Genomic DNA, 26,284 nt, shown 5'->3' with positions numbered 1-26,284 from the left:
GGCACCTGCCCTCAGTGTAATCCCCGTCACATGGCGTAAACAATGGCGGTGGGTGAGCGTTCCGTCACAATCCGTCGAGACCAAGGGCGCTCAACCGCAGCCGCACTTCGGGGACCCGGTTAGCGTCACGGACGGCTGGGGCGACCAGGTCGTCGGCGTGGACCGCAGCTCCGTCGCGCATTCGCAGCCTGAACAGCCCGCCCCAGTTGAGTTCCAGCGTCGCGAGACCGGCGGTCACGAGCAGGTCCGCGACCATGCACGCGAGGAGTTCCGTCACGGTCTCGACGGCTGCGTCGTGCACCTGTTGCGCGCTCAGCGACGCGTCCACCGGCGCTCCGGTCAGCTTGTGCAGCTCGCCGCGTTCCAACGCCGCGAGCACGTCGGCCGGCGTGTCGCCGATCTTGCTGACCCGGCCCGCGTGCCGCAGCCCGTCCGCGTAGCGGCGCACCAGCACCGGCCCGGTCAGCGCGGCGAGCTGTTCCCACGTGATCGGCGGTCCCTGCACCCCGACCAGCGCGGCGACCGGCTCGGGAGGCAGGCTGCCGAGCAACATCCACGCGGGGCGTTCGTCGAACGCCTCGGTCACCCCTCCGGACAACGGTGAGAGCGACGTGATCGCCGCGACCCGCTCGCGGATCGGCGGATGGCTGTCGAACACCGACGTCGGCTCCCGCGCGGCCATCAGCGGTTCCAGTTCGCGCAGCTGGTGCACGCGCCGCGGGTGGTCCAGGTAGGAGCGGAAGCCCTCCAGCAACGGTGGCGTGCGCCCGGCGAGCACGGCCAGCGACACGTACCAGCGCAGGTAGTCGTTCCATGCCTCGCCGACCGGGCCGCCGCGCAGCAACGACCGCTTCGCCGCCTCCCGCCCGGCCGCGGCCACCGACACCTCGTCGGCGAACCGCTCGTGCCGGCGGCTCTGCGAGGCGGCGACCAGCGCGTACAGCTTCGCCCACGCGTAGAGGACGGCGGACAGGTAGCCGCCCTGCCCGATCACCATCCCGAGGGCGAGCTTCGCGCGGAACGTCAGTGCCGAGACCCGCGTGTGCCCGCCGCCGTAGTGCCCGAGCTCGTGGGCGAGCACCGACCGCACCTCGCCGATCGTCATCCCGGCCACCCACGGCAGGCCCAGCTCCAGGTAGCGCACGCCCTGGCGCTCCCACACGGCCGCGTTCGCCTCGGGGACCAGCCGGATGTCGTCGGGGCTGCGGGTGCCCGCGATCCCGGCGAGCTCGTCGACGTGCCGCCAGAGCTCCGGGTGCGTCGCGCGGGTCATCGCGACACCGGTCGGCCGTGGCCGGGCCCAGATCGCCCTGGCCATCGCGTACAGCGACGGACCGCCGATGACCAGCGTCAACGCGGCGAGGAACGCCCCGCCGCCGGTGTCGCCCCGCTCGAAGACCGCGAGCGCGGCGCCGCCCAGCAGCACGGTGACGCCCACCGCGAGCACGAAGAACCCGGCGAGCATCACAAGTGCCAGCGCCGCTCTCATCTCTGCGTTCCCCCAGAACGTCCGGACCTACTGCAGGTATCTGACGGTGACCTCGGCTCCCGCGGCCAGCTCCGTCACGTCCTCGGGCACCTCGATCAGGCAGTTCGACAGCGCGAGCGCCGACAGCAGGTGCGAGCCCGGCCCGCCGACCGGCGTCACGACCTGGCCGGACGACGGGTCGTGCAGGCCGCGCCGGAACTGCGTCTTCCCCGCTGGAGACGTCAGCGAAGTCGTGATGGTTGCCCGCACGGTGGGGCGTTCCGGCCGCGGGTGACCCATCGACGCCAGCAGCGCCGGCCGCACGAACACCTCGAACGACACCTGCGCGCTCACCGGGTTGCCCGGCAGCGACAGCACCGGCACGCCCTCGTAGCTGCCCGAACCCTGCGGCCCGCCCGGCTGCATCGCGACCTTGGTGAACTTGACGTCGTGGCCGGCCAGGGCGTCCTTGACCACCTCGTACGCGCCAGCGCTGACCCCGCCGGACGTCATGATCACGTCCACCGAGCCGAGGTACGGCCGCAACGCCTCGTGGAACGCCTCGACGTCGTCCGGCACGAACCGCAGCCGCACGGCGGCGCCTCCCGCGTCCCGCACGGCGGAGGCGAGCATCATGCCGTTCGACTCGTAGATCTGGCCCGGCTGCAACGGCTGGCCGGGTTCGACCAGCTCGGAGCCCGTCGAGAGGATCAGCACCCGCGGACGGCGGCGCACCGGCAGCTCGGGCAGCCCGAGCGCCGAGGCGAGACCGAGCGTGGACGGCCGCAGCACCGTGCCCGCGGCCAGCACCGGGTCGCCCTTGCGCACGTCGTCGCCGCCGACGCGGATGTTCTGGCCGGGCGAGACCGCCTGGTTGATCGTCACGGTCTCCGTGCCGCCGTCGGTCCACTCGACCTGGACCACCGCGTCCGCACCCGGAGGCACGGGCGCACCGGTCATGATCCGCTGCACGGTGCCGGGCTCCAGCGGGTTGAGCCGCGTGCGGCCGGCGGGGATGTCGTCGGCCACGCGGAGGCGGACCGGAAGCTCGGCGGCCAGGTCGGCGGCGCGCACCGCGTACCCGTCCATCGCCGAGTTGTCGAACGGCGGCAGGTCCAGCGGCGCGGCGACGTCGGTGGCGAGCACGAGCCCGAGGCACTCGTCGAGCGGGAGCCGCAGCACGGGCATCAGCCCGACGAGCTCGGCGACGCGCTGGCGGTGTTCGGCGACAGAGGTGGGGGACACGACTGCATACTGCCAACGTCGCGGTGATCGTGACGATCGCATTCCCAGTTCTTCCCCGGAGGTGTTGTTCGTGCAGGTCCGGACCCGGCACACACCGACGTTCGGCGTGGCGAGACTCGTGGTCGCGCCCGGCGAGATGGTGCTGGTCGACCCGCTGACCATCGCGGCCACGAGCTACGGGCTCGCGGTCGAGGTGAAGGGCGCGGGCGCCAAGGCGGTGGCGCTGTGCACGGCGGGCGCGGAGGGCGGCTGGATCGACGCGGCCCCCGTGCTGCCCGGCGACCTGCACCTCGTCGAGCTCGACGGGGCGCACGGCTGGTGCCTCGCCCGGATGAGCTGGATCGCGTCGAGCAGCACGGTCGCGATGAACCCCGAGGCGCCGCCGATGAAGGCGCTGTTCGGCGGGCTCGAAGGCTTCCTGAACTACGCGCACGGCAAGGGCGCGGTCGTGCTCTCCTGCTACGGCGCGCTCGACCTCGTGACGCTGGGCGCGGGGGAGGCGGTGACCATCAGCAGCGACCACGTCGTCGCGTTCGCGGACACCGTGCAATGCCGGCTGCGGCCCTCGGTACCCGACGGCGCGCAATCCATTCAGACCGGCGAGGGCCTGGTGTTCGACTTCGCCGGTCCTGGTGCCGTGCTGACGCAGACGCGGGGGCCGCGCCGGCTCACCACCTGGTTGCGCGCCAACGGAGTCAGCTCGCGTTCATGACTCCGTAAGGAGGTATCCGAGTGAGATTTCTTCTTTTAGCGTTGCGTTCTGCTCTTTGCGTGATCTGTGCGTTGCGCGTGGTCTGAAGGAGGACGCCTTGGCTCTCGGTACCGTCAAGTGGTTCAACTCCGAAAAGGGATACGGCTTCATCGCAACCGACGGCGGGCCCGACGTGTTCGTGCACTACTCGGCGATCCAGATGGACGGCTTCCGGACGCTCTCCGAGGGCGACCGCGTGGAGTTCGAGGTGCAGGCCGGACGCGACGGGCGCAGCCAGGCGTCGGACGTCCGCCGCGCCGGTTAGGACCACTCCGATCACAGCTTTGACCAACCCGAAGCACGGCGATCCGGCCGGACGTTAGGCTGCCTCGCGTGTCGGAGGACCTGAGCGGACGGCGAATCGCGCATTACCGGATCGACGGTGTGCTCGGCCGCGGTGGCATGAGCGTGACCTACCGGGCCACGGACGTGAGGTTGGGCCGGAAAGTCGCGCTCAAGGTCATCGGTGAGCACCTGGCGCCCGACGCGGAGTTCCGCGAGCGGTTCGTGGACGAGGCGCGCAACACCTCGGCCATCGACCACGCGAACATCGTGCCGCTGTACGACTTCGACGAGGTCGACGGCCTGCTCTACATCGCCATGCGGCTCGTGGACGGCCAGGACCTGGCCGGTCACATCAAGGAGGGGCCGCTCACGCCCGAGCGCACGCTGAGGCTGCTCGCCCAGGTCGCGGAGGCGCTCGACATGCTGCACGGCAAGGGCCTCGTGCACCTCGACGTGAAGCCGGCCAACGTCCTGGTGACCACCAAGGAGGGCGTGCGCGAGCACGTCTACGTCGCCGACTTCGGCCTGACGAGGCGCGGTGCCACCGGCCACCGCACCCGAACGGGTGATTTTCTCGGTTCGCCGACCTACGCGGCGCCGGAGCACCTGCGCGGCGAGCCCGTCGACGGCCGCACCGACCAGTACGCGCTGGCCTGCATGGTGTTCGCCTGCCTGAGCGGCCGGCCGCCGTTCCAGGGCGGCGTGCAGGAGGTCATCGCGGGCCACCTCGGCCAGACGGTTCCGGCGTTGTCGCAGCTCGTGGCACTGCCGCCGGCCATCGACGAGGTCATCCGCAAGGGCACCTCGAAGGACCCGGCGCAGCGGTTCGCGAGCTGCGCCGAGCTCGTCAACGCCGCCCGCGTCGCCCTCGCCGGGGTCGCGCAGGGCTCGGCTCCCGCTCAACTGGGACCGGCGTCCGGCTCGATCCCCGTGCAGTCGCCGGGGTCCGGTCCGCTGCCCCAGATGGGGCAGCAGGGTCAGTACCAGGGCGGCTACCAGCAGCTGTCCGACCCGGTCCGGCTGCGCCCGCCGAACCAGGTGGGCGTGAGCGCCTTCACGTCCGGCCGCAAGGAGCGACCGGCGTGGTTCGCGCCGGTCATCGCGGCCGCGGCGGCGATCGTGGTGATCATCATCGTGGTGATCATCCTGTCGCCCGGTGACGAACCCGCACGTCAGCCCAAGACGAGCTCCTCGCCGACGCTGAACATCGGCGACGAACCGACCTCGCGCAAGCCCCTGCCGACCTCTGTGCCGGTGCGCACCTCCCGCTGAGGTCGCTTGCACTCGACGTGCCCGAGTGCTAAACACGACTTAGCACTCGGCTCGTCCGAGTGCCAAAGCAGTGAGGCTGGGACGGTGAGGCACCCTCGTTCATCAACGGGGGAGTCGTCCGTCGCGGGCACCGAACCTGGCCACTCGCACCGTGTTCCGCTGTGGGCGTGCGCCCACAGTGGCCCAGAATCCACAAAGGCGGAGGAACACACCGCAATGGCCAAGATGATTGCGTTCGACGAGGAAGCCCGTCGCGGTCTCGAGCGCGGGATGAACATCCTCGCTGACGCCGTCAAGGTGACGCTCGGCCCCAAGGGCCGCAACGTCGTGCTCGAGAAGAAGTGGGGCGCGCCGACCATCACCAACGATGGCGTCTCCATCGCGAAGGAGATCGAGCTCGAGGACCCGTGGGAGAAGATCGGGGCCGAGCTCGTCAAGGAGGTCGCGAAGAAGACCGACGACGTCGCGGGTGACGGCACCACCACCGCGACGGTGCTGGCACAGGCTCTGGTCCGCGAGGGCCTGCGCAACGTGGCCGCGGGTGCGAACCCGCTCGGCCTCAAGCGCGGCATCGAGCAGGCCGTCGAGGCGATTGCCGAGCAGCTCCTGAAGGCCGCCAAGGAGATCGAGACGAAGGAGCAGATCGCTGCTACCGCGTCCATCTCCGCCGCCGACCCCACGATCGGCGAGCTCATCGCCGAGGCGATGGACAAGGTCGGCAAGGAAGGCGTCATCACCGTCGAGGAGAGCAACACCCTCGGGCTCGAGCTGGAGCTCACCGAAGGTATGCGCTTCGACAAGGGCTACATCTCCGGTTACTTCGTGACCGACCCCGAGCGCCAGGAAGCGACCCTCGAGGACCCGTACATCCTGCTGTTCGGCTCCAAGATCTCCACGGTCAAGGACCTGCTCCCGCTCCTGGAGAAGGTCATGCAGGGCGGCAAGCCGCTGCTGATCATCTCCGAGGACGTCGAGGGCGAGGCCCTGGCCACGCTGGTCGTCAACAAGATCCGCGGCACCTTCAAGTCCGTCGCCGTCAAGGCTCCGGGCTTCGGTGACCGCCGCAAGGCCATCCTCCAGGACATCGCCACCCTCACCGGTGGCCAGGTCATCACCGAGGACGTCGGCCTGAAGCTGGAGAACGCCGACATCTCGCTGCTGGGCAAGGCCCGCAAGGTCGTCGTCACCAAGGACGAGACGACCATCGTCGAGGGTGCCGGTGACGCCGACCAGATCCAGGGTCGCGTCAACCAGATCCGCGCCGAGATCGAGAAGTCGGACTCCGACTACGACCGCGAGAAGCTCCAGGAGCGCCTCGCCAAGCTCGCCGGCGGCGTCGCCGTCATCAAGGCGGGCGCGGCCACCGAGGTCGAGCTCAAGGAGCGCAAGCACCGCATCGAAGACGCGGTCCGCAACGCCAAGGCCGCCGTCGAGGAGGGCATCGTCGCCGGTGGTGGCGTCGCGCTGCTCCAGGCCGCCGAGGCCGCCTTCGCGGGTCTGCGCCTGACCGGCGACGAGGCCACTGGCGCCAACATCGTCAAGGTTGCCGTCGAGGCTCCGCTGAAGCAGATCGCCGTCAACGCCGGCCTCGAAGGCGGCGTCGTGGTCGAGCGCGTCAAGTCCCTGCCCGCGGGCGAGGGCCTGGACGCCGCGACCGGCGAGTACAAGGACCTGATCGCCGCGGGCATCATCGACCCGGCCAAGGTCACGCGCTCCGCGCTGCAGAACGCCGCGTCCATCGCCGCGCTGTTCCTGACGACGGAAGCCGTCGTCGCGGACAAGCCGGAGAAGAACGCTGCTCCGGCCGCGCCGGACGCCGGTGGCATGGACTTCTGAGTCCAGCTGCCTGATCCTCTGAACGGCCCGGTTCGCTTCGGCGAGCCGGGCCGTTCGGCTTTCCGCACCCGCGAATTCGCGCATTCCGGGCAAAGGGGGCGTGTGCGGCAGCCGACCGACGCCCAAACCCCGCTGAGCAGCGGTAATAACGCAACCGCTGCCCAATCGCAATCGTCGCGAAGCGGCGATGAATTAACCCGGCTCGGTAACCTGAACAACGCAAGCCGACCCGCCGCAAAACCCCAGACCCCAGCAACCAGCAAAAACCAGAAAATCAAAGCATGATCGTCGGCGTGACAACAGTCCGCCCAGGCTCCCCACGAGAATTCACCAGGTGCACCAGAATCTGAGTGGTTCCAGCCGGCACATCAGGCAGCACGAACCGCCCCCCGTCATCAGCCCGGGTGCAGGAAGACTGATGATCGGCCACGCGAACCTCCACCTCGTGCTCCCCGGCCGGCACCAACCACCCGTCGATCCGATGACGCGACCCGGTAGAGGTGAAGTTCACCATCAGGGTCAGGTTGTCCACGGTGAACGTGATCGTGCCGGTCTGCCCGCCACGCACCCCGGCGAACGACCCGGCGCGCTCCCAGCGCGCGACCTCGACGTCCAGGGATTCCAGGGCTATCGCGAACTTCACGCGGTCCACCAGGTCGGCGGGCGGTGGGTCCAGTTCGTCCACGAGCCTGTTCAGTTCGGAGAGGACGGCGGTGTCCTCAATACCCCTGCGGTCGTCGCGCGGGTCGATCTCGTTCACCGCGATCCTCCTTCCGTCTCCAGGTAGTTGCGCAGCAGTGTCAGGCACCGTCCCCTGGTCGGACCGATGCTGCCGTGGGGCATGGCGAGCGCCTCGGCGACTGCTCGGTACTCGGCGCGCCCCGCGAGCACGGTGAGTCGGAGCAGTTCCTGGCACCTCGTGGTCAGGCGGCCGAACGCGAGCCACAGGCGGCGGTCGCGGTCGTCCATCAGCGTCACGTCCTCGGGCAGGCCGGTGTCGGACTCGAGCTGTTCGGCGAACTCGTCGGACAGGTGCGTCTCACGCTTGTTGGGTGTCCAGGTTCGGCGTGCTTCACGCCTCGTCGTGACCACCAGGTAGCCGACCAGGGCTTTCGGCTCGTTGATGTTCTCGATGTTCTTCAAGAACGCGAGCCACACGGTCTGCACGACGTCTTCGGCGGCGGCTCGGTCGAGGCCCTGGCCGCGGGCGACGTGCCACAGCAGCGGGGTCAGCTCGGTCACCAGGACGTCCAGCGCGTGGCGGTTGCCCTCGCGCGCGGCAGCGACGCACACCGCATGACGTTCGGTGCCTTCAAGCCCGTCCCACGGCGGACGGTCATCCGCCGTGTGCAGCTCGTCCATGCAGCACCTCCGATCGGCCGCCCCTGTCAGCGCCGTCCGCCAACTCATGAAGGGCTAACTGGGCGGTAGATACAAAATTCACTCGATTGGAGCAGTATCACCGCCACCGCGATCCTCATCTTCCTCCGGGTATGCCAGCGGCCCGTGAATCCCCCTCCGAGTCACGGGCCGCCAGTGTTGGGAGCCCGCGCCAGCCGGCACCCCTCGAACCGGCTGACGCGCGCTCCACGCCTGAACAAAGCGCTCAACAAGAAAGAGCGGGGTTCAGGCGAGCAGATACAGCCTCTGACGCACGAGCAGGCGAACGCGCTCCCGATTCACGAAAGCACATGCGGGCGCCCCTCGCTCACCGGCCGTTATGGTCTAGACCATGCCGATTCTCGAAGTGATCGCACTGAACGCGAAGGACGCCGAGGCCGCGCAGGCCGGTGGCGCCGACCGGCTCGAACTGGTCGCCGACATGGCCTCCGACGGCCTCACCCCGTCGGTCGCCACCTTCAAGGACGTCCGCAGCGCTGTCGACATTCCCGTCCGCGTGATGCTCAGGGACGCCAAGGGGTTCGCGCCCGGCAACCTCAAGCAGCTGCGCCGGCGGGCGTGGGAACTGCGCGAGGCGGGCGCGACGGAGTTCGTGCTCGGCTTCCTCGACGCCGGTGGCGAGGTCGACGAGGGCGTCACGCTCAACCTCCTCGCCGAGCTGGAGGGCTGTGCCTGGACGTTCCACCGCGCGCTGGACAACTCGAACGACGTCTTCCGCTCCTGGGCGACGGTCCAGACCCTCGGCTGCGACACGGTCCTCGCCGCCGGTAGTCCGAAGGGCGTCGAGGACGGAATCGAAAATCTGAAGAAACTCGTCGCGCAGGCGCCTCCCGCGCTGCTCGTCGGCGGGGGTCTGCAGCAGCGTCACGTGCCAGAACTGCTGGTAGCGGGCGTGAATGGATTTCACGTTGGTAGCGCGGTCCGTCCGTCCGGCTGGGATTCCCCCGTCGACAGCGCGGCCGTGCGGGAATGGGTCACTCTTCTGGTCTAGACCCTTGCCCTAGAGCGTTCTACAGTCACGTTGCTTCAGGTGAAATGGCTGTTGCAACATGTGCAATACGGAGGGCGCGATGAGGCTGAAGACACTCGTGGCCGTGCTGGGCGTAGGCGCGGTGGTCGCCTGCGCTCCGGTGCAGTCCGGACCGACGAGCTCTGGGACCGACGAGAAGACCGGGCAGCTGCGGGTCTGGTTGTTCGACGAGGTCAACCGGGGTCCCAAGGAAGCGGTCGTGAAGGAGGCGATCACCGAGTTCCAGGGCAAGCACAGCGGCGTCACCGTCGACGTGCAGTACATCCAGGTGTCCAGCCGCGCGGAGCGCTTCAAGGCCGCCTTCAGCGACCCCAAGAGCGCGCCGGACGTGGCCGAGTTCGGCAACACCGACCTCGCGGGCTACGTCTCCGCCGGCGGGTTCTCCGAACTGGACCTCAGCGGTTGGAGCGAGTCCAAGGACCTGGTCCCGACGATCCTCGACACGGCCAAGGTCGACGGCAAGACGTACGGCGTGCCGTGGTTCGTCGGCGTCCGCGCGCTGTACTACCGCACGGACGTCTTCACCGAGCTCGGCCTCAAGCCGCCGACGACGTTGGACGAGATCGCGACGACGGCCCGGGAGATCCGGCAGCGCAAGCCCGAGCTGATCGGCATCTCGGCCGGCGGCAAGTACCTGTTCGCCGCACTGCCGTTCATCTGGGCCAACGGCGGTGACCTCGCCAAGTCCGAGGGTGGCAAGTTCACCGCCACGATCGACAGCGCTGAGTCCAGGGCCGGTGTCGCCAAGTACACCGAGCTGATCAAGGACGACATCTGCCCGCCCGCCGCCTGCGCGGGCAACGGTGGTGACGCGAGCGTCGAGGCGTTCCGCGCGGGCAAGGCAGCGATGACCATCGGTGGCGACTTCAACCGCAAGTCCGTCGACGCCAGCAGTGCCGCGGGCAAGTACGCCGTCGTGCCGCTGCCCGGCAAGACGCCCGGCTCGGTCGCGCCCGCGTTCGCCGGCGGCAACCTGCTCGGCGTCATGAAGGGCACGCAGCGCAAGACGCTCGCGAACGAGTTCACGCAGCTGCTCGCGTCGAAGAAGTACCAGCAGAAGATGTACACGGCGATGGGCAACCTGCCGACGTTCACCGACGTGCAGAAGCAGGTCGCGGACTCCGACAAGTTCCTGGAGCCGTTCACGAAGACCCTGCAGTCCGGCACGAAGTTCGTCCCCGTCACGCCGGCGTGGGCGAAGATCGAGGCGCAGGCCGTGGTGCCGACGATGATCCAGGAGGTCGTCACCGGCGCGAAGAACGTCGACACGGCCACCGCCGACGCCGCCAAGACGATGAACGCGGCCTTCACGTCGTGAGCATGACGGCCAAAGGCCAGGGGCGGACCGCGTTCGCCTACCTGGCTCCAGCGCTGCTGGTACTCGGGGGCCTGCTGGCCTACCCGATCTACCAGCTGGTGCTCATCTCGCTCTACGACTACGGCCAGGAGCAGGTGAGCGGCGGCGCGCCGCTCGAGTTCCTCGGCCTCGGGAACTACCGGAACCTGCTGGGGAACCAGCAGTTCTGGGGTGTGCTCGGGCAGACCGTCGCCTTCGCGGCGGTCTGCGTGGTCGGCACGTTGCTAGTGGGCGCGTTCCTCGCGATCCTCGCCACGAGGGTCCGCACGTGGGTCCGGATGACGTTGTTCCTGGCGGCGCTCGGCGCGTGGTCCACGCCCGCCGTCGCCGGCTCGACGATCTGGCTCTTCCTGTTCGACGCGAACTTCGGGTTCGTGAACGAGGTCCTGGGCACCCAGGGCTTCTCCTGGACGTTCGACAAGTGGACGGCGTTCGGACTCGTTGCGGCACAGGTGATCTGGTGCTCGTTCCCGTTCGTCATGGTGACGCTCTTCGCGGGCATCAAGGCGATTCCGGGCGAGGTGCTGGAGGCCGCCGCACTGGACGGCGCGTCGGCGTTCCGCACGGCGTGGAGCGTCACGCTCCCGCTGCTGAAGCCGATCATCCTCGTGGTGACGATCCAGTCGATCATCTGGGACTTCAAGGTCTTCACGCAGATCTACGTGATGACCAACGGCGGCGGCATCGCCGGGCGCAACCTCGTGCTCAACGTCTACGCCTACCAGCAGGCGTTCGCGGCGTCGGAGTACGGCCTGGGCGCGGCCATCGGTGTCGTGATGACCGTGCTGCTGCTGGGAATCACGATGTTCTACCTCCGCGCGCTGCGGCGGTCGGGGGAGGTCCTGTGAAGCGCTGGATCACCGAGGGCTTCGTCCTCGTCATCGCCGCGGTCGTGGCGTTCCCGCTGTTCTGGATGGTGCTCAGCGCGTTCAAACCGCAGGACGAGATCATCTCGGCCGACCCGGTGCCGTGGACGACGCGGCCGACGCTCGACAGCTTCACGCGGGCGCTGACGGTCGCGAACTTCGGGCGCTACTTCATGAACAGCATCGTCGTGGCGCTGATCGTGGTGGCGCTGAGCATCCTGATCTCGTTCCTGGCGGCGACCGCGCTGACCCGGTTCCGGTTCCGCAGCCGCACGACGTTGCTGATCATGCTGCTGGTGGTGCAGATGGTGCCGGTCGAGGCGTTGACCGTGCCGCTGTTCTTCCTGATGCGGTCCGTCGGCGACAGCGTGCCGGTGTTCGGCCTGAACCACCTCGGCTCGCTCGTGCTGGTGCACCTGGCGTTCAGCCTGCCGTTCGCGATCTGGATGCTGCGCGGCTTCGTCGCCGCGGTGCCGGTGGAGCTCGAGGAGGCCGCCACCCTGGACGGCGCCTCGCGGTTCCGGTTCCTCTGGCAGGTGCTGTTCCCGCTCGTCGCGCCCGGCCTGGTGGCGACGTCGGTGCTGTCGTTCATCCACGCCTGGAACGACTTCCTGTTCGCCAAGACGTTCATCATCTCGGCCGTGGAGAACCAGACCCTGCCGCTGGCGCTCCAGGTGTTCGTCAAACCCGACCAGAACGATTGGGGCGCGATCATGGCGGGCTCCACCCTGATGACCATCCCTGTGCTCATCTTCTTCATGCTCGTGCAGCGCCGTCTGGTGTCCGGACTGGCCGGGGCGGTGAAGGGATGAACCTCCTCCCGCGCCCGGTGTCCTATGTGGACGGCGGAAGGCTGTGCGAGTACCAGGGCTGGGAGACCGTCCTCGTCGACGGTCCGCCCGGCGGCTACCGGTTGGTCTCGTCCGACGACGGCGTGCTGATCGAGGCGCACGACGCCGAAGGCGAGATGAACGCGCTGCAGACGTTGCGGCAGCTGCTCGGCCCTCAGGCGTTCCGGGCGGCGGGCGAGAAGCCGTCGGTGATCCCGGCGTGCGAGATCGTCGACCATCCGAGGTTCCCGTGGCGCGGCGTGATGCTCGACGTGTCACGGCACTTCCTGCCCAAGCGGGAGGTGCTGCGGTACGTCGAGCTGCTGTCCGCGCACAAGCTCAACGTCCTGCACCTGCACCTCACCGACGACCAGGGCTGGCGCTTCGAGGTCAGGCGCTACCCGAAGCTCACCGAGGTCGGCTCGTGGCGGGAGGACTCGCGGTTCGGCGACCGGCGCTCGGCCGGGATGGCGGGCCGTCCGCACGGCGGTTTCTACACCCAGGACGACCTGCGGGAGATCGTCGAGTACGCGCGTCAGCGGCACGTCACGGTGGTCCCGGAGATCGACATCCCCGGCCACTCGCAGGCGGCGATCGCGGCGTACCCCGAACTGGGCGTGCACGGCGGCGGCGTGTGGACCGACTGGGGCGTCAACGAACGCGTGCTCAACACCGAGGAGTCCACGGTGGACTTCTATCGGAACGTGTTCGACGAGCTGATGGACGTCTTCCCGTCCGAGGTCATCGGACTCGGTGGCGACGAGGCTCCCGGCCACGACGGCGAGCTGGTCAGGGCGATCGCGAAGCACATCGTGCGGGGCGGTCGGCGCCCCTACGGGTGGGACGAGGTCCTCGAGTCCGGTCCGCTGCCGGCGGGGACGGTCGTCGCGTCGTGGCGTGGCATCGAGGGCGGCGTCACGGCGTTGCGCGAGGGCCACGACGTGGTGATGTGCCCTGAGCAGTACGTCTACCTGGACTACCGGCAGTCGGAGTCACCTGACGAGCCGATCCCGGTGGGGACGGTGACGACGCTGGAGGACGTCTACGCGTGGGAGCCGGTGCCCGCGGCGCTCACGGGCGACGAGCCCGGACGGCTGCTGGGCGCGCAGGCGAACATCTGGACCGAGCACCTCGACTCGGCCCGGCGAGTGGACTATGCGGCCTTCCCCAGGCTGGCCGCGTTCGCCGAGGTCGTGTGGTCCCCGGCGGAGAAGGATCCCGGGTTCGTGCGCCGGCTGCGGGAACACCACCTGCCCAGGCTCGATGCCCTCGGGGTGGAGTACCGGCCCCTGGACGGACCCCACCCCTGGCAACGGCTACCTGGGATTCCCGGTTTTCCACGGTGATCACATCGCAACGTCTTCCTTGGGCATGAGGATCCAGGCGGCGACGTAGAGGACCGCTCCGGTGCCGAACCCGAGCAGCGTCGCCGCCACGAGGATGATCCGCATGATCGCGGCGTTCACCCCGATCATCTTGGCGACACCGCCGCAGACGCCGGCGACCATCTTGTCGCTGCGACTCCTGCGGAGCTTCTTGACCTGGGCTGTCGCATCGTTGAGCACGTTGTTCGTCATGGCTCAAGAGTGGTCGAAACGACGGCCCGGCACATCGGTGACCACCCCGAACCCGACCCTGAGTCCAGGCCCTGTTCCCAGGGTCCGTGTTCGCGATAGCCGGGGCTGAGGCGGCCCCTGGAGGCACGGGCGGCCGACCCGAATACAACACCGGTATGCGGGTCGGCCGCCCGCACCGCCAGGAACCACCTCAGCCGCGACTCTCATCGAACGAGACCCTGGGAACAGGGCCTACGCTGAGCGTCATGGAGTCCCCTGAGGAGCTGGCGTCAGGGCTCGACGGCGCCGGGTACCTGCCGGACGGCGGGATCGCCACGGCGGCGTTCCTCGCGGTCCGCATGGGCCGGCCGCTGTTCCTCGAAGGTGAACCCGGTACCGGCAAGACCTCGCTCGCGCTGGCGCTCGCCAAGGCGATGGACGTGCCGTTGATCCGGTTGCAGTGCCACGAGGGCATCGACGCCACGCAGGCTCTGTACGACTGGGACTACCCGCGCCAGCTCATGCACCTGCGGGTGCTGGAGACGCGCGGCGAGGTGGACGAGGCCTCGCTCTACACGCGACGGTTCCTGCTGGCACGGCCTTTGTTGCAGGCGCTGGAGAACGCGCCGTGCGTGCTGCTCGTCGACGAGATCGACCGGGCGGACGACGAGTTCGAGGCGTTCCTGCTCGAGGTGCTCTCCGAGAACGCCGTCAGCATCCCGGAGTTCGGCGAGATCAGGGCCTCGACGCCGCCGCTGACGGTGCTGACCTCGAACCGGACCCGCGAGGTGCACGACGCGTTGAAGCGCCGCTGCCTCTACCACTGGCTGGAGCACCCGAGCCTCGAACGGGAGGTCGCGATCCTCAGACGCACCCTGCCGGGCCTCGACGAACGGCTCGCCGGGCAGGTCGCGGAGGCCGTGCGGAAGATGCGCGGGCTCGACCTGCTCAAGCCGCCGGGCGTCGCGGAGTCGCTGGACTGGGCGCGGGCGCTGCAGGCGCTGGGCCGCACGGAGCCGGACACCTCGACCCTCGGCGCGGTCCTGAAGTACCGGGAGGACGCGGAGCGCGTCATCGGGAGCACAATCGTGGGGTGACGGAAGCCTGCGTGGGGTTCACGCGCGTCCTGCGGGGCGCCGGGCTCCAGTGCGGGCCGGACCGCGTCCAGGCGTTCCTGCGGGCCACCGAGCACGTCGACCTCTACTGGGCCGGGCGCCTCACGCTCTGCGCCGACCCGGACGACCTGCCGCGCTACGACGCCGCGTACCGGGCGTACTTCGGCGGCACCCCGCCCCGTCCACGCACGACGGTCGAGCTCGGCTCGGTCACCGTCGGTGTCGCCGCGTCCGACGTGGAAGTGTTGAAGCACAAGGACATCTCCGAGTTCGACGCGGCACCGCTGATCACCCGGCTGAACCCGCTGCCGCCGCGCAGACGGTCGCGCCGGCTGCGCAAGGCCCGCCGCGGCCGGATGGACCTGGCCCGCACGGTGCGCGCGATGATCGAGACCGGCGGTGAGATCGCCCGGCCACGCCACCGCCGTCGCGGCGTGAAGGCGCGCAGGCTGGTGCTGTTGATCGACGTCTCCGGCTCGATGGCCGCCTACTCGGACGCGCTGCTGCGGTTCGCGCACGTCGTCGCCCACGCCATGCCCGTCGAGGTCCGCACGATCGGCACCCGGCTGACCCGCGTGACCCGTCAGCTGAGGGAACGCGACCCGGAACGGGCGTTGAAGGCCGCCGGGCGGGCCATCCCGGACTACGAGGGCGGCACGCGGCTCGGCGACGCGCTGCGGCGGTTCAACCAGCAGTGGAGGCAGCGAGGCGCGGTGGTCGTGCTGTTCAGCGACGGCTGGGAGCGCGGCGACCCGAGCCTGCTGGCGACCGAGATGGCGCGGCTGCGGCGGGTGAGCCACAAGGTCATCTGGGCGAACCCGCACGCGGGCAAGCCCGGCTACCGGCCGGTCCAGCAAGGTGTAGTGGTGGTGTTGCCGCACGTCGACATGATGGTCGCCGGCCACAGCGTGCGGGCTTTGGAAGAACTGCTGAAGGAGGTGCGCCGTGCGTGATGTCCTCTTCGACCTCGCCGAGCGGGTGGCGAACGGTGAGACGGTCGGGGTCGGCACGGTGGTCGCGACCTTCAGTTCGGCGCCACGGCCCGCGGGCGCGGCGATGCTGGTGACGCAGGACGGCGAGGCGGTCGGCAGCGTGTCCGGCGGCTGCGTCGAGGGTGCCGTGTACGACCTGGCGCAGACCACGGACGCCCCGGTCCTGCAGCGGTACGGGGTGAGCGACGACGACGCGTTCGCGGTCGGGCTGACCTGCGGCGGGATCATCGACATCTACGTCGAGAAGATCAGCGCCGAGACGTTTCCGCAGCTCGGTGAGGTGGTGGAGACGGTCAGGGCCGAGCAGCCCGTGGCCGTCGCGACCGTGATCGAGCACCCGGACGGCATCGGGCGGCGCATGGTCGTCTGGCCGGACCGCCGGGACGGCAGCCTCGGCAGCGCGCGCATCGACGACGCCGTCACCGACGACGCGCGCGGCATGCTGGCGAGCGGGCGCAGCGGGGTGCTGCAGTACGGACCGGACGGTCAGCGGCGCGGCGAGGGCATGAGTGTCTTCGTGAACTCGTTCGAACCGCCGCCGCGCATGCTCGTGTTCGGTGCGATCGACTTCGCCGCCGCGATGGCCCGGCTCGGCGCGTTCCTCGGCTACCGCGTGACGGTCTGCGACGCGCGACCGGTCTTCGCGACCCGCTCCCGGTTCCCGGAGGCCGACGACGTCGTCGTGGAGTGGCCACACCGGTACCTGGAGCGTGAAGCGGCCAAGCTCGACGAACGCACGGTCATCGCGGTGCTGACGCACGACCCGAAGTTCGACGTTCCGCTGCTGGAAGTCGCGTTGCGGCTCAAGGTCGGTTACGTGGGCGCGATGGGATCCCGGCGCACGCACGCAGATCGGCTGCAACGGTTGCGGGAAGCCGGACTGACCGAGAGCGAGCTGGCGACGCTGGCCTCGCCGATCGGTCTGGACCTGGGCGCGCGGACGCCGGAGGAGACCGCGGTGTCGATCGCCGCCGAGATCATCTCCTTGCGGTGGAAGGGATCCGGCCGTCGCCTGGTCGATCTTGGTGAACCGATCCACCACTGATCGGGTTGTTGAAGTCGCAAACAGGGAGGAGGCTGGGGTGGCCTGCGTCACACCAAGCCCACCACACTGAATCCGATCATCCGGGAGGGTTCATGCACATCTCGGTCAACGTCGACGGAGTGACCTACGCCGACGAGGTCGAACCCCGCCTCCTGCTCGTGCACTACCTGCGCGAGCGACTGAGCAAGACCGGCACCGTCGTCGGCTGCGACACCGGCAACTGCGGCGCCTGCACCGTCCACCTCGACGGCCACAGCGTGAAGTCGTGCCAGCTGCTCGCCGTGCAGGCGAACGGGCACGAGGTCACCACGATCGAAGGCCTCGCCCGCGACGGCAAGCTGCATCCCGTGCAGGAGGCGTTCCGCGCGAACCACGCGTTGCAGTGCGGTTTCTGCACGCCCGGCATGATCATGCAGGCCATCGACCTGCTCGCCGACGAGTCCGACCCCGACGACGAGACCGTGCGGAAGGGACTGGAGGGCAACCTCTGCCGCTGCACGGGCTACCAGAACATCGTCCGCGCGGTTCAGGACGCCGCGCAGCGGATGAAGCCGGGTGCCGGCCCGAAGATCGAACAGCACAGCGATGACCAGGTCACCGCGAAGCAGCCGGTAGGTGGCGAATGACCGCCACCGCGGAACCGGAGGTCGGCAGGGCCCGGCTCCGCAAGGAGGACGCACGCCTGATCACCGGCCGGACCAGGTGGACCGACAACCTCCAGCTGACCGGCATGCTGCACATGGCGGTGCTGCGCAGTCCCGTCGCGCACGCCCGCATCACCAACGTCGACGTCAGCCGCGCGACGGCGATGCCCGGCGTCGCCGTGGTGCTCACCGGTGAGGATCTCGCCGCCGAGCAGGGCTCGCTGCCGTGCGCGTGGCCGATCACCGAGGACATGAAGTCGCCGCCCGCGCCCGCGCTGGCCGTCGACCAGGTCAACTTCGCCGGTGAGGCCGTGGCGCTGGTGATCGCCGACAGCGCGTACCACGCCGCGGACGCACTGGAAGCGATCGACATCGACTACGACGAACTCCCGGTCGTGCTCGACCTCGAAGAAGCCCTGCGGGACAACGACCTGGTGCACCCGGACCTCGGCACGAACAGGTGCGCGACGTGGATCTACGACTCCGCCGAGGCGGGCAGCGGGACGAACGTGGAGGACGAGATCGCCTCCGCCGAGGTCGTGATCGAGCGGACGTTCCGGCAGCAGCGGCTGATCCCGTCGTTCATGGAACCGCGGTCGGTCGTCGTGGACCCGAGCGCGGACATGTTCACCGTCTGGTCCGCCACGCAGATCCCGCACATCCTGCGCTGGATGCTCTCGGCCGTCACGGGCATCGCCGAGCACAAGCTCCGCGTGATCGCGCCGGACGTCGGCGGAGGGTTCGGCGGCAAGCTCCAGGTCACGCCGGAAGAGCTGCTGTGCCTGCTGGTCGCGCGGCGGATGGGCCGTCCGGTGAAGTGGACCGAGACCCGCACCGAGTCGATGCTGTCCGGGCACCACGGCCGTGACCAGCTCCAGAAGGTCACGCTGGCCGCCCGCCGCGACGGCACCGTGACCGGCCTCAAGGTCGAGCTGCTCGCCGACATGGGCGCGTACCTGCGGCTGGTGTCACCGGGCATCCCGATCCTGGGCGCGTTCATGTTCAACGCGATCTACAAGTTCGCGGCCTACCGGTTCGTGTGCACCAACGTGTTCACGAACAAGGTGCCCACGGACGCGTATCGCGGTGCCGGACGGCCCGAGGCCACGTTCGCGATCGAGCGGATGATGGACGAGCTCGCGGTCGAGCTGGACATGGACCCGATGAAGATCCGCGAGATGAACTGGATCAGGCACGAGGAGTTCCCGTTCACCACGGTCGCGGGTCTCACGTACGACTCCGGCCACTACGAGGCCGCGACGGCGCGTGCGATGGAGCTGTTCGGCTACGAGTCGTTGCGCGAGGAGCAGCAACGGCGCCGGGCCGACGGTGCACCGGTGCAGCTCGGCATCGGGATCTCCACCTACACCGAGATGTGCGGCCTCGCGCCGTCACGGGTGCTGGGCGCTCTGCGGTACGCCGCGGGCGGGTGGGAGACCGCGTCGATCCGCATGCTGCCCACCGGCAAGGTCGAGGTGATCACCGGAACCTCGCCGCACGGGCAGGGCCACGAGACGGTGTGGTCGCAGATCGTCGCGGACCGGCTCGGCGTGCCGTTCGAGGACGTCGAGGTGCTGCACGGCGACACGGCCACGTCGCACAAGGGCATGGACAGCTACGGATCCCGTTCGCTGGCCGTCGGTGGCACGGCTCTGGTGCACGCGGCCGACAAGGTGCTGGCCAAGGCGAAGACGCTGGCCGCGCACATGATGGAGTGCGACGAGGCGGACGTGGAGTTCGCTTCCGGGTCGTTCTCCGTGCGCGGCACGTCGGCGGTTCGTTCGCTGGGCGACGTCGTGCTGGCGGCGCACGTCGCGCACGACCTGCCCGAGGGCATGGAACCCGGCATGGACGCCGACGCCACGTTCGACCCGGACAACTTCTCGTACCCGCACGGAACCCATTTGTGCGCAACCGAAGTGGACACCGAGACAGGCGTGGTGAAGATCCGGTCGTACGTGGCCGTGGACGACGTCGGCACGGTCGTGAACCCGTTGATCGTCGACGGCCAGGTGCACGGCGGGCTGGCGCAGGGCATCGCGCAGGCGTTGTACGAAGAGGCCACGCACGACGAGATGGGCACGCTGACGACGGCGACGTTCGCCGACTACCTCGTGCCGAGCGCGGCGGACCTGCCGTCGTTCGTCACCGACCGCACCTCGACACCGGCGACGTCGAACCCGTTGGGCGCCAAGGGAGTCGGTGAGGCGGGCACGATCGCCTCGACGCCCGCGGTGGTCAACAGCGTGCTGGACGCCGTGCGGCACCTGGGCGTGCGGGACATCGAGATGCCGATGTCGCCGGAACGGGTGTGGACCGCGCTGCAGGGCCGTTCGGACCCCGGTGCGGGCGACGTGGCCGCGGGCGGTCTCGGCTCCATCGACGCGCAGGGAGGACAGTCGTGATCCCGGCGGAGTTCAGGTACCTGTTCCCGTCCACTGTGGACGAAGCCGTGCGGATGCTCGCCGAGGAAGGTGAGGACGCCAAGGTCATCGCGGGCGGCCAGTCGCTCGTGCCGGTGCTGCGGATGCGGCTGGCGGCGCCCACGGCGTTGATCGACATCGGCGGGCTGACCGAGCTGACGGGCGTGCGCGACGACGGCGACTCGTTGCTCATCGGTGCCATGACCACGCACTACGAGGTGCAGCGCGACCACCTGATCCACGACCACGCGTTGCTGTTGAAGCTGGTCACGGACACGGTGGCCGATCCGCAGATCCGGCACCGCGGCACGTTCGGCGGCTCGCTGTGCCACGCGGACCCGGCGGGCGACCTGCTGGCACCCGCGCTGGCGCTGGACGCCGTGATGGTCATCGCCGGTCCCGGTGGACGCCGTGAGGTGCCCGCGGCGGAGTTCTTCGTCGACTACTTCACGACGGCGCTGGGTCCCGACGAGATCCTCGTCGACATCCGCGTGCCGAAGTACACCGGGTGGGGCGCGCACTACGAGAAGCTCAACCGGGTCGCGCAGGCGTGGTCGATCGTCGCGGTCGCGGCGGCCGTGCAGGTCCGCGACGGCTCCATCGCGGCCGCACGCGTCGGTCTCACCAACGTGGGCTCCGGGCCGGTGCGCGCGGTCGACGTGGAGTCCGCGCTGGTCGGACAGCCGGCCACGGCCGAGGCGATCTCCGCGGCGGCTCTGCGGGCGTCCGCCGGTGACGGCTACAAGGACAACCTGGCCCGTGTGCTGACCGGCCGTGCGCTGACGGCGGCGGTAGCGGGATGAAGTTGGCGCATTCGTTCGTCTCGCCCGCCCCGGCCGAGGAGGTGTGGGAGGCGCTGCTCGACCCGGAGCGGGTGGCGCCGTGCCTGCCGGGCGCCACGCTGACCTCGGTCGACGGCAAGACGTTCAGCGGGGAGGTGAAGGTCAAGCTCGGCCCGGTGCAGCTGCTGTACCGGGGGAGCGGCGAGTTCGTGGAGATCGACCCGGTGCTGCGCCGCGCCGTCCTGAAGGCCGCGGGCAAGGACACCCGCGGCAACGGCACGGCGTCCGCCGTCGTGACGGTCCAGGTCGGTGACTCGGTCGAGGTGGAGACCGACCTGGCGATCACGGGCCGTCCGGCTCAGCTGGGCCGCGGCCTGATCGCCGAGGTCAGCGGCAGGCTCGTCGCCCAGTTCGCGGAATGCCTGGCGAGCACGCTGGGTTCCGGGGATGCTGACGAGGTGGCGCAACAGCAGCATCTCCGAGTGGTCCCCGACGAGCCGATCGACCTGATCGACACGGCAGGCGTACCCGTCCTGAAGCGCGTGCTGCCCGTGGCGGCGGCCCTGGCGGTCGTGCTGTTAGTGGTCCTGCGACGCAGGCGGCAGCGCTGAGGCGTGCGACCCGGTGGCCCGCGTTAGTGCTGGCCACCGGGTTCGTCCTGTCCGCGTGCACCGGCTCGCCCGTCGTCATCACCTCGGCGCCCCCGCCCTCGCCCACGTCGTCAGGCCCGCCTCCGCCGCGTTCGTTCACGCTGACCGCGGGCGGCGACATCCTGATCCACCCGGCGCTGACCGAGCAGGCGGTCGCCGACGGCGGTGCCGCGGGCCGCGACTTCCTGCCGCTGTTCGAGGGCGTGCGGGAGACGTTGAAGGCCGACCTGTCCCTGTGCCACCTGGAGGTGCCGCTGGGGACGAAGGAGGGCCCGTTCTTCGGCTATCCCGCGTTCCTCGCCCCGCCCGAGGTGGCGAAAGGCCTGGTCGACGTGGGTTACGACGCGTGCTCGACCGCCTCGAACCACACGCTGGACCGCGGTGTCTCGGCGATCACGACGACGTTGGACGCGATGGACGCCGTCGGCCTGAAGCACACCGGCTCGTACCGCACGCAGGAGGAGTCCGCCGCACCGCTGATCCTGGACGCCGGCGGTGTCCGCGTGGCCCAGCTGTCGTTCACCTACGGGTTCAACGGCATCCCGCTGCCCCAGCCGTGGCGCGCGAACCAGATCAACGCCGAGAAGATCCTCGCCGACGCCCGCGCCGCCCGTGCCGCCGGCGCCGAGGTCGTCGTGCTGTCCGTGCAGTGGGGCAACGAGTACCAGCACGCAGCCACCGCCGACCAGAAAGCGCTGGCCCGCAAGCTGCTGGCCGACCCGGCCCTGGACCTGATCATCGGCACGCACGTGCACGTCGTGCAGCCGTTCGAGAAGATCGGCGGCAAGTGGGTCGCCTACGGGCTCGGCAACGAGGTCGCCCGGCACGCCGAACCCCGTGGCGTCACCGAGGAGGGGGTGATCGCGCGGTTCAGGTTCGAGCAGGGGCCTTCCGGGTGGTCGGTCGTCGAGGCCTCCTACACGCCCACCCTGGTGGAGCTGGGGCCGCCGATCCGGCTCGTGGACCTGACCCAGGTGCCTGCTACCGCGCGGCGGACCGAGGCGATCAACCGGACCGAGGGGATCGTGCTCAGCATGGGCGCCGCCGAGCAGGGGCTGACCCGCGCCAAGCCGTAGATCGCTTGCGGGTTCCCGCTGAAATTCAGGTGGACCGGCTCATCCACTGAGTTTGTCCAGCACCCTGTCGTACCGGGAAATCCAGGCCTTCGCGAGCACATCGCTCCCGAACTCCTCGACGCGGTCCGGCACGGGCGCCTTCGTGAGCACCGGCAGGTACCCGTCGACCGGCAGCAGTGAGTCGCTGGTGACGTCGCCGTCCAGCAGTTGCAACGTCGCGAGCCCGCACGCGTAGTCGAGCTCGGGCAGTGCCGCGGCCAGCGCGACCCCGGCCGCCATCCCGACCGAGGTCTCCAGCGCCGACGACACCACGCACGGCAGCCCGCACGCCTCGGCGACCTCCAGGGCCTTCCGCACGCCTCCCAGTGGCGCCACCTTGATCACCGCGATGTCCGCGGCCCCGGACACGGCGACCTTGAGCGGGTCCTCGGCCTTGCGGATCGACTCGTCCGCGGCGATCGGCACGCCCACCCGTCTGCGGACCGCGGCCAGTTCGTCCAGCGTGTGGCACGGCTGTTCCACGTACTGGAGTCCTCCAGCGGCCCTGTCCATGGCCCTGATCGCGGCGACGGCCGTGTCGACGTCCCACATCATGTTCGCGTCGACCCGGACGAACCCCTGCGGCCCCAACGCGTCCCGCACCGCTTCCAGCCGTGCGCAGTCCTCCCGCAGCGTGGACTCGGCGACCTTCACCTTGGCCGTCGAGCAGCCGGAGCGCGCGACGATCTCGTGTGCCTTCTCGGGGCTGACCACGGGCACGGTGCAGTTGACCGGGACGCGGTCCCTCACCGGCGCCGGCCAGCCCTCGGTCGCGGCTTCGACTGCGCACGCGAGCCAGGCGGCGGACTCGTCGTCGTCGTACTCCTCGAACGGGCAGAACTCGCCCCACCCGGCCGGGCCTTCGAACAGCAGTCCGGTGCGCTGGGTGATGCCGCGGAACCGGGCGCGCATCGGGATCGAGTAGGCGTGCACGCGCCGATTCAAGCGCACCTGCGGAACTCGAGCGAATGCCCGCCGCCCCGCAGGTTGACCGTCCCGGCGGCCTCGACGCCGAGCAACGTGCACACGATCTGCTGGACGGCGGCTCCGCTGAGCTGCGAGACGTCGGTGGACAGGGTCACGTCGAGGCCGTTCGCGACCCGGTCGACCGTGGCCGGGACGGCGTCGAACGGGACCTCGGTGGTGAGTCCGCGGCTCTGCTCGGCGTTCGTGGGGCCCTGGGCGAGCAGGGCGATGACGTCGAAGCCGGTCAGGCTGCCCTGGGGACGGCCGACCGGGACCACCCGGCCCTCGGACACCCAGTAGACCGACGGCGCGGCGTTCTCGACGGGGCCGCTGGGGGCTTCGAGGCCGGGGATCGGGTCGGTGGGGCGGACGCCGCACGCGGCCAGCACGGCCAGCACGGCCACCATGAGCACCGCCGGCCCAAGCTTCGGCCCAAGCTTCGGCCCGAGCTTCGGCCCAAGCTCGCGCAGGGGTCCCCTCCCGGGGGTCCCCCTGTTTCCATTCTCCCAGGCGGCACCGACAGTTTTCGGCCTCACCGCTCACCGCCCAGCGGCATCCGCAGCGTGAACAGCGCGCCCCCGCCGGGCCGGTTCGCAGCCTCCAGCGTGCCGCCGTGCAGCCGGGCGTTCTCCCAGGCGATCGCCAGCCCGAGCCCCGACCCCTCCGACCGGCCCCGAGCCGAGTCGGCCTTGTAGAACCGCGCGAACACGTGCGGCAGCACCTCCGCCGGCAACCCCGGCCCGGAGTCGGCGACCTCGATCACCAGGGAGGAGTCCGCGACCGACAACCCGAGCGACACCGGCGGCGAACCGTGCCGCAGGGCGTTGCCCACCAGGTTCGCCACGATCACGTCCAGCCGCCGCGGGTCCAGGCGCGCCCGCACCCCGGACGGCAGCGTCGCCGACACGTCGGAGGAGAACCCGCGCATCCGCAGGCAGGTTCGCACCACCTCGGCCACGTCGACGTCGTCCAGCGCCAGCGCGGCCGTGCCCGAGTCGAACCGGGTGACCTCGATCAGGTCGTTCACCAGCCGCGTCAGGTTCTGCGTCTCCCGGTTCACCAGCCGGGCGGCCTGCCCGGCCACGCCCGGCAGCGCGGCCGTCTCGGCGTCGAGCACGTCGGTCACGGCCGTCATCGCGGCGAGGGGTGTGCGCAGCTCGTGCGACACGTCGGCCACGAACCGGCGTGCGTCCGCTTCCATCCGGCGCAGCTCACCGACGTGGTGTTCCAGGGAGGACGCCGTGCTGTTGAAGGTCGACGCGACGGAAGCCAGCTCGTCGCGGCCCTGCACCGGCACGCGGGCGGAGAGGTCGCCCTGCCCGAGCTTCCAGGCCGCCAGCTGCAGCTCCCGCACGGGCCGCAGCACGCCGCGCGCGGCCAGGAACGCCAGTGCCAGCGCCAGGATCAGCACGGCACCACCGATGAGCCACGCGTTGCGCGCCAGTTCGTCGACGAACTCGATCTCCGACGTGAACGGCCTCAGCACGTACACCTCGATGCCCGACGGGCCGCCGCCCGACACCCGCAGCTGCATGCCGATGACGAGCCACACGCTGCCCGCGTACTGCACGCGCTGCCAACCGACGCGTCCGGTGCCCACCAGGGCCCGCAGCTCGGGCGTGATCGTGGAGGGGTCCATGCTTCCCGCGGAGAGACCGTTGCCGTAGGCCGAAGCCGCCCCCTCGCGGCCCGAGACACGGCCCGCGACGCGCTCCAGGGCCGCATGGTCCGGCGGCTGGGCGGGCAGCGGGTAGAGCTGCTCGACGCGGTTCGTGGTCTCGATGACGGCGTTGTCCTGGGCGCGCTGCACGACGGCGTCGCGGGCCCGCACGTAACCGGCGCCCGCCACGGCCGCCGCGGTCACGACGGTCAGGAGCGCGAACGCGAGCAGCAGCCGCAGGCGCAGCGTCACAGCGGTCCGAAGCGGTAGCCGAAGCCGCGCACCGTCTGGACGTACCGGGGCGCGGCCGGGTCGGCCTCGATCTTCGAGCGCAGCCGTTGCACGCAGGCGTCGACCAGCCGTGAGTCGCCGAGGTAGCCCTGGTCCCACACGGACTCCAGCAGCTGCTGGCGCGACATCACGCGGCCCGGCGACGAGGAGAGCTCCAGCAGCAGCCGCAGTTCGGTGGGGGCCAGCGCGACGGGCTTGCCGAACCGCGTCACGACCAGCCCCTCGCGGTCGATCGTCAGGTCGCCGTGGCGTTCGGCCACGACCTCGGCCGCGGTGACGGAGGACCGGCGCAGCACGGCGCGGATGCGGGCCTCCAGTACGCGGGCCTGGGCCGGTTTGGCCACGTAGTCGTCGGCGCCGGCCTCCAGGCCCGCGACGACGTCGATGTCGTCGTTGCGCGCGGTCAGCATGATGATCGGCAGGTCACCGGCGGAGCGGATGCGCCGGCACACCTCGAACCCGTCCACGCCCGGCAGCATCAGGTCGAGCACGACGACGTCCGGCGAGACGCTCGTCAGCAGTTCGAGGCCCTCCTCGCCGGTGCGCACCGCGTCCACGGTGTGCCCCTGGTAGGTCAGGGCGAGCGACAGTCCCTCGCGGACCGCCTCGTCGTCCTCGATCAGCAGTACGCGCGGCATGTCCTCCAGCCTTCCCGACGGGTCTCATGAGGACGTTCCCGCGCCGTCATCGTTGCGTAACGACGG

General features: G+C 70.1%; 26 protein-coding genes. 17 read left to right on the top strand and 9 right to left on the bottom strand.

Annotated features, from left to right (window positions below; genetic code table 11):
- Nucleotides 1-64: 64 nt before the first annotated feature.
- On the bottom strand, nt 65-1,489 hold the full coding sequence (locus tag ACRSBM_RS37805) for a M48 family metallopeptidase (RefSeq protein ID WP_434451418.1): 1,425 nt from the start codon (nt 1,487-1,489) through the stop codon (nt 65-67).
- A gap of 27 nt (nt 1,490-1,516) precedes the next feature.
- Nucleotides 1,517-2,755 (bottom strand): molybdopterin molybdotransferase MoeA, encoded by a 1,239-nt coding sequence (moeA, locus tag ACRSBM_RS37800; protein ID WP_434451416.1) that lies wholly within the window; start codon nt 2,753-2,755, stop codon nt 1,517-1,519.
- A gap of 28 nt (nt 2,756-2,783) precedes the next feature.
- Here moeA and ACRSBM_RS37795 point away from each other — a divergent pair, with 28 nt between their 5' ends.
- The 4 genes from ACRSBM_RS37795 (at nt 2,784) to groL (ending at nt 6,857) form a co-directional block, all read left to right on the top strand.
- Nucleotides 2,784-3,425, top strand: coding sequence for an AIM24 family protein (locus tag ACRSBM_RS37795; RefSeq protein ID WP_434451413.1), 642 nt, complete (start codon nt 2,784-2,786; stop codon nt 3,423-3,425).
- A 97-nt stretch (nt 3,426-3,522) separates the two neighbouring features.
- Nucleotides 3,523-3,729 (top strand): cold-shock protein, encoded by a 207-nt coding sequence (locus ACRSBM_RS37790; RefSeq protein ID WP_236220648.1) that lies wholly within the window; start codon nt 3,523-3,525, stop codon nt 3,727-3,729.
- A 68-nt stretch (nt 3,730-3,797) separates the two neighbouring features.
- Entirely contained in the window at nt 3,798-5,021 is a 1,224-nt protein-coding gene (locus tag ACRSBM_RS37785; protein WP_434451410.1) for a serine/threonine-protein kinase, read from the top strand.
- Nucleotides 5,022-5,237: 216 nt separating this feature from the next.
- Nucleotides 5,238-6,857, top strand: a complete 1,620-nt coding sequence (gene groL, locus ACRSBM_RS37780) for a chaperonin GroEL (RefSeq protein ID WP_434451407.1) — start codon at nt 5,238-5,240, stop codon at nt 6,855-6,857.
- Nucleotides 6,858-7,131: 274 nt separating this feature from the next.
- Here groL and ACRSBM_RS37775 read toward each other — a convergent pair whose 3' ends face one another.
- Nucleotides 7,132-7,608 carry a carboxypeptidase regulatory-like domain-containing protein gene (locus tag ACRSBM_RS37775; RefSeq protein WP_434453385.1) on the bottom strand — a complete coding sequence of 159 codons (477 nt, stop codon included), beginning with the start codon at nt 7,606-7,608 and terminating at the stop codon, nt 7,132-7,134.
- A gap of 5 nt (nt 7,609-7,613) precedes the next feature.
- On the bottom strand, nt 7,614-8,219 hold the full coding sequence (locus ACRSBM_RS37770; protein WP_086662592.1) for an RNA polymerase sigma factor: 606 nt from the start codon (nt 8,217-8,219) through the stop codon (nt 7,614-7,616).
- A gap of 370 nt (nt 8,220-8,589) precedes the next feature.
- On the opposite strand from ACRSBM_RS37770, the gene ACRSBM_RS37765 reads away from it, so the two are divergent.
- The 5 genes from ACRSBM_RS37765 to ACRSBM_RS37745 all read left to right on the top strand — a co-directional run bounded on the left by ACRSBM_RS37765 (nt 8,590) and on the right by ACRSBM_RS37745 (nt 13,687).
- Nucleotides 8,590-9,249: a copper homeostasis protein CutC gene (locus tag ACRSBM_RS37765; protein WP_434451404.1), complete on the top strand. Its 660-nt coding sequence runs from the start codon at nt 8,590-8,592 to the stop codon at nt 9,247-9,249.
- 79 nt (nt 9,250-9,328) lie between these two features.
- On the top strand, nt 9,329-10,606 hold the full coding sequence (locus ACRSBM_RS37760; RefSeq protein ID WP_434451401.1) for an extracellular solute-binding protein: 1,278 nt from the start codon (nt 9,329-9,331) through the stop codon (nt 10,604-10,606).
- Nucleotides 10,607-10,608: 2 nt separating this feature from the next.
- On the top strand, nt 10,609-11,493 hold the full coding sequence (locus tag ACRSBM_RS37755; protein ID WP_434451398.1) for a carbohydrate ABC transporter permease: 885 nt from the start codon (nt 10,609-10,611) through the stop codon (nt 11,491-11,493).
- Entirely contained in the window at nt 11,490-12,323 is an 834-nt protein-coding gene (locus ACRSBM_RS37750) for a carbohydrate ABC transporter permease (RefSeq protein WP_434451396.1), read from the top strand. Before ACRSBM_RS37755 ends, ACRSBM_RS37750 begins: the two co-directional genes overlap by 4 nt.
- Nucleotides 12,320-13,687 carry a beta-N-acetylhexosaminidase gene (locus tag ACRSBM_RS37745; protein WP_434451393.1) on the top strand — a complete coding sequence of 456 codons (1,368 nt, stop codon included), beginning with the start codon at nt 12,320-12,322 and terminating at the stop codon, nt 13,685-13,687. The genes ACRSBM_RS37750 and ACRSBM_RS37745 overlap by 4 nt, the downstream gene beginning before the upstream one ends.
- Here ACRSBM_RS37745 and ACRSBM_RS37740 read toward each other — a convergent pair whose 3' ends face one another.
- Nucleotides 13,688-13,918, bottom strand: coding sequence for a PspC domain-containing protein (locus tag ACRSBM_RS37740; RefSeq protein ID WP_434451390.1), 231 nt, complete (start codon nt 13,916-13,918; stop codon nt 13,688-13,690). It lies immediately after the preceding gene.
- A gap of 245 nt (nt 13,919-14,163) precedes the next feature.
- Here ACRSBM_RS37740 and ACRSBM_RS37735 point away from each other — a divergent pair, with 245 nt between their 5' ends.
- From ACRSBM_RS37735 to ACRSBM_RS37700, 8 genes are all read left to right on the top strand, one after another.
- Nucleotides 14,164-14,994 (top strand): AAA family ATPase, encoded by an 831-nt coding sequence (locus tag ACRSBM_RS37735; protein ID WP_434451387.1) that lies wholly within the window; start codon nt 14,164-14,166, stop codon nt 14,992-14,994.
- Nucleotides 14,991-15,965, top strand: coding sequence for a vWA domain-containing protein (locus tag ACRSBM_RS37730; protein ID WP_434451384.1), 975 nt, complete (start codon nt 14,991-14,993; stop codon nt 15,963-15,965). Before ACRSBM_RS37735 ends, ACRSBM_RS37730 begins: the two co-directional genes overlap by 4 nt.
- Entirely contained in the window at nt 15,958-17,049 is a 1,092-nt protein-coding gene (locus ACRSBM_RS37725; protein ID WP_434451382.1) for an XdhC family protein, read from the top strand. The genes ACRSBM_RS37730 and ACRSBM_RS37725 overlap by 8 nt, the downstream gene beginning before the upstream one ends.
- Nucleotides 17,050-17,141: 92 nt before the next feature.
- Nucleotides 17,142-17,675 (top strand): (2Fe-2S)-binding protein, encoded by a 534-nt coding sequence (locus ACRSBM_RS37720; protein WP_434451379.1) that lies wholly within the window; start codon nt 17,142-17,144, stop codon nt 17,673-17,675.
- A complete protein-coding gene (locus ACRSBM_RS37715) occupies nt 17,672-20,098 on the top strand; it encodes a xanthine dehydrogenase family protein molybdopterin-binding subunit (protein ID WP_434451378.1) in 2,427 nt (808 codons plus the stop codon). The genes ACRSBM_RS37720 and ACRSBM_RS37715 overlap by 4 nt, the downstream gene beginning before the upstream one ends.
- Nucleotides 20,095-20,919, top strand: a complete 825-nt coding sequence (locus ACRSBM_RS37710; protein ID WP_434451376.1) for an FAD binding domain-containing protein — start codon at nt 20,095-20,097, stop codon at nt 20,917-20,919. Before ACRSBM_RS37715 ends, ACRSBM_RS37710 begins: the two co-directional genes overlap by 4 nt.
- Nucleotides 20,916-21,509, top strand: a complete 594-nt coding sequence (locus tag ACRSBM_RS37705) for an SRPBCC family protein (protein ID WP_434451373.1) — start codon at nt 20,916-20,918, stop codon at nt 21,507-21,509. Before ACRSBM_RS37710 ends, ACRSBM_RS37705 begins: the two co-directional genes overlap by 4 nt.
- Nucleotides 21,510-21,535: 26 nt before the next feature.
- Entirely contained in the window at nt 21,536-22,624 is a 1,089-nt protein-coding gene (locus ACRSBM_RS37700) for a CapA family protein (protein ID WP_434451371.1), read from the top strand.
- 39 nt (nt 22,625-22,663) lie between these two features.
- On the opposite strand, the gene ACRSBM_RS37695 is transcribed toward ACRSBM_RS37700, so the two are convergent.
- From ACRSBM_RS37695 to ACRSBM_RS37680, 4 genes are all read right to left on the bottom strand, one after another.
- Entirely contained in the window at nt 22,664-23,596 is a 933-nt protein-coding gene (locus ACRSBM_RS37695; protein WP_434453383.1) for an o-succinylbenzoate synthase, read from the bottom strand.
- Nucleotides 23,597-23,604: 8 nt separating this feature from the next.
- The gene (locus ACRSBM_RS37690; RefSeq protein WP_434451368.1) at nt 23,605-24,033 is read right to left on the bottom strand and encodes a GerMN domain-containing protein; all 429 of its coding nucleotides are present in this window, start codon (nt 24,031-24,033) and stop codon (nt 23,605-23,607) included.
- Between the two features lie 128 nt (nt 24,034-24,161).
- Entirely contained in the window at nt 24,162-25,541 is a 1,380-nt protein-coding gene (locus ACRSBM_RS37685) for an ATP-binding protein (RefSeq protein ID WP_434451365.1), read from the bottom strand.
- Nucleotides 25,538-26,218, bottom strand: coding sequence for a response regulator (locus ACRSBM_RS37680; protein WP_434451362.1), 681 nt, complete (start codon nt 26,216-26,218; stop codon nt 25,538-25,540). Before ACRSBM_RS37680 ends, ACRSBM_RS37685 begins: the two co-directional genes overlap by 4 nt.
- Nucleotides 26,219-26,284 lie beyond the last annotated feature (66 nt).

It is taken from the genome of Lentzea xerophila (assembly GCF_051094245.1).
GTDB classification, from domain to species: Bacteria; Actinomycetota; Actinomycetes; order Mycobacteriales; family Pseudonocardiaceae; genus Lentzea; species Lentzea xerophila.
Note: the sequence above shows the minus strand (reverse complement) of the source record. Positions and strands in the feature narration are given on the sequence as shown.

Bases quoted from the DNA above. Each gene is read 5' to 3' on its own strand.
- ACRSBM_RS37705 (WP_434451373.1), top strand. From the start codon at position 20,916: ATGAAGTTGGCGCATTCGTTCGTCTCGCCCGCCCCGGCCGAGGAGGTG.
- ACRSBM_RS37805 (WP_434451418.1), bottom strand. From the start codon at position 1,489: ATGAGAGCGGCGCTGGCACTTGTGATGCTCGCCGGGTTCTTCGTGCTC.
- ACRSBM_RS37745 (WP_434451393.1), top strand. From the start codon at position 12,320: ATGAACCTCCTCCCGCGCCCGGTGTCCTATGTGGACGGCGGAAGGCTG.
- ACRSBM_RS37735 (WP_434451387.1), top strand. From the start codon at position 14,164: ATGGAGTCCCCTGAGGAGCTGGCGTCAGGGCTCGACGGCGCCGGGTAC.
- ACRSBM_RS37740 (WP_434451390.1), bottom strand. From the start codon at position 13,918: ATGACGAACAACGTGCTCAACGATGCGACAGCCCAGGTCAAGAAGCTC.
- ACRSBM_RS37760 (WP_434451401.1), top strand. From the start codon at position 9,329: ATGAGGCTGAAGACACTCGTGGCCGTGCTGGGCGTAGGCGCGGTGGTC.
- groL (WP_434451407.1), top strand. From the start codon at position 5,238: ATGGCCAAGATGATTGCGTTCGACGAGGAAGCCCGTCGCGGTCTCGAG.
- ACRSBM_RS37755 (WP_434451398.1), top strand. From the start codon at position 10,609: ATGACGGCCAAAGGCCAGGGGCGGACCGCGTTCGCCTACCTGGCTCCA.
- ACRSBM_RS37680 (WP_434451362.1), bottom strand. From the start codon at position 26,218: ATGCCGCGCGTACTGCTGATCGAGGACGACGAGGCGGTCCGCGAGGGA.
- moeA (WP_434451416.1), bottom strand. From the start codon at position 2,755: ATGCGATCGTCACGATCACCGCGACGTTGGCAGTATGCAGTCGTGTCC.
- ACRSBM_RS37720 (WP_434451379.1), top strand. From the start codon at position 17,142: ATGCACATCTCGGTCAACGTCGACGGAGTGACCTACGCCGACGAGGTC.
- ACRSBM_RS37715 (WP_434451378.1), top strand. From the start codon at position 17,672: ATGACCGCCACCGCGGAACCGGAGGTCGGCAGGGCCCGGCTCCGCAAG.
- ACRSBM_RS37765 (WP_434451404.1), top strand. From the start codon at position 8,590: ATGCCGATTCTCGAAGTGATCGCACTGAACGCGAAGGACGCCGAGGCC.
- ACRSBM_RS37770 (WP_086662592.1), bottom strand. From the start codon at position 8,219: ATGGACGAGCTGCACACGGCGGATGACCGTCCGCCGTGGGACGGGCTT.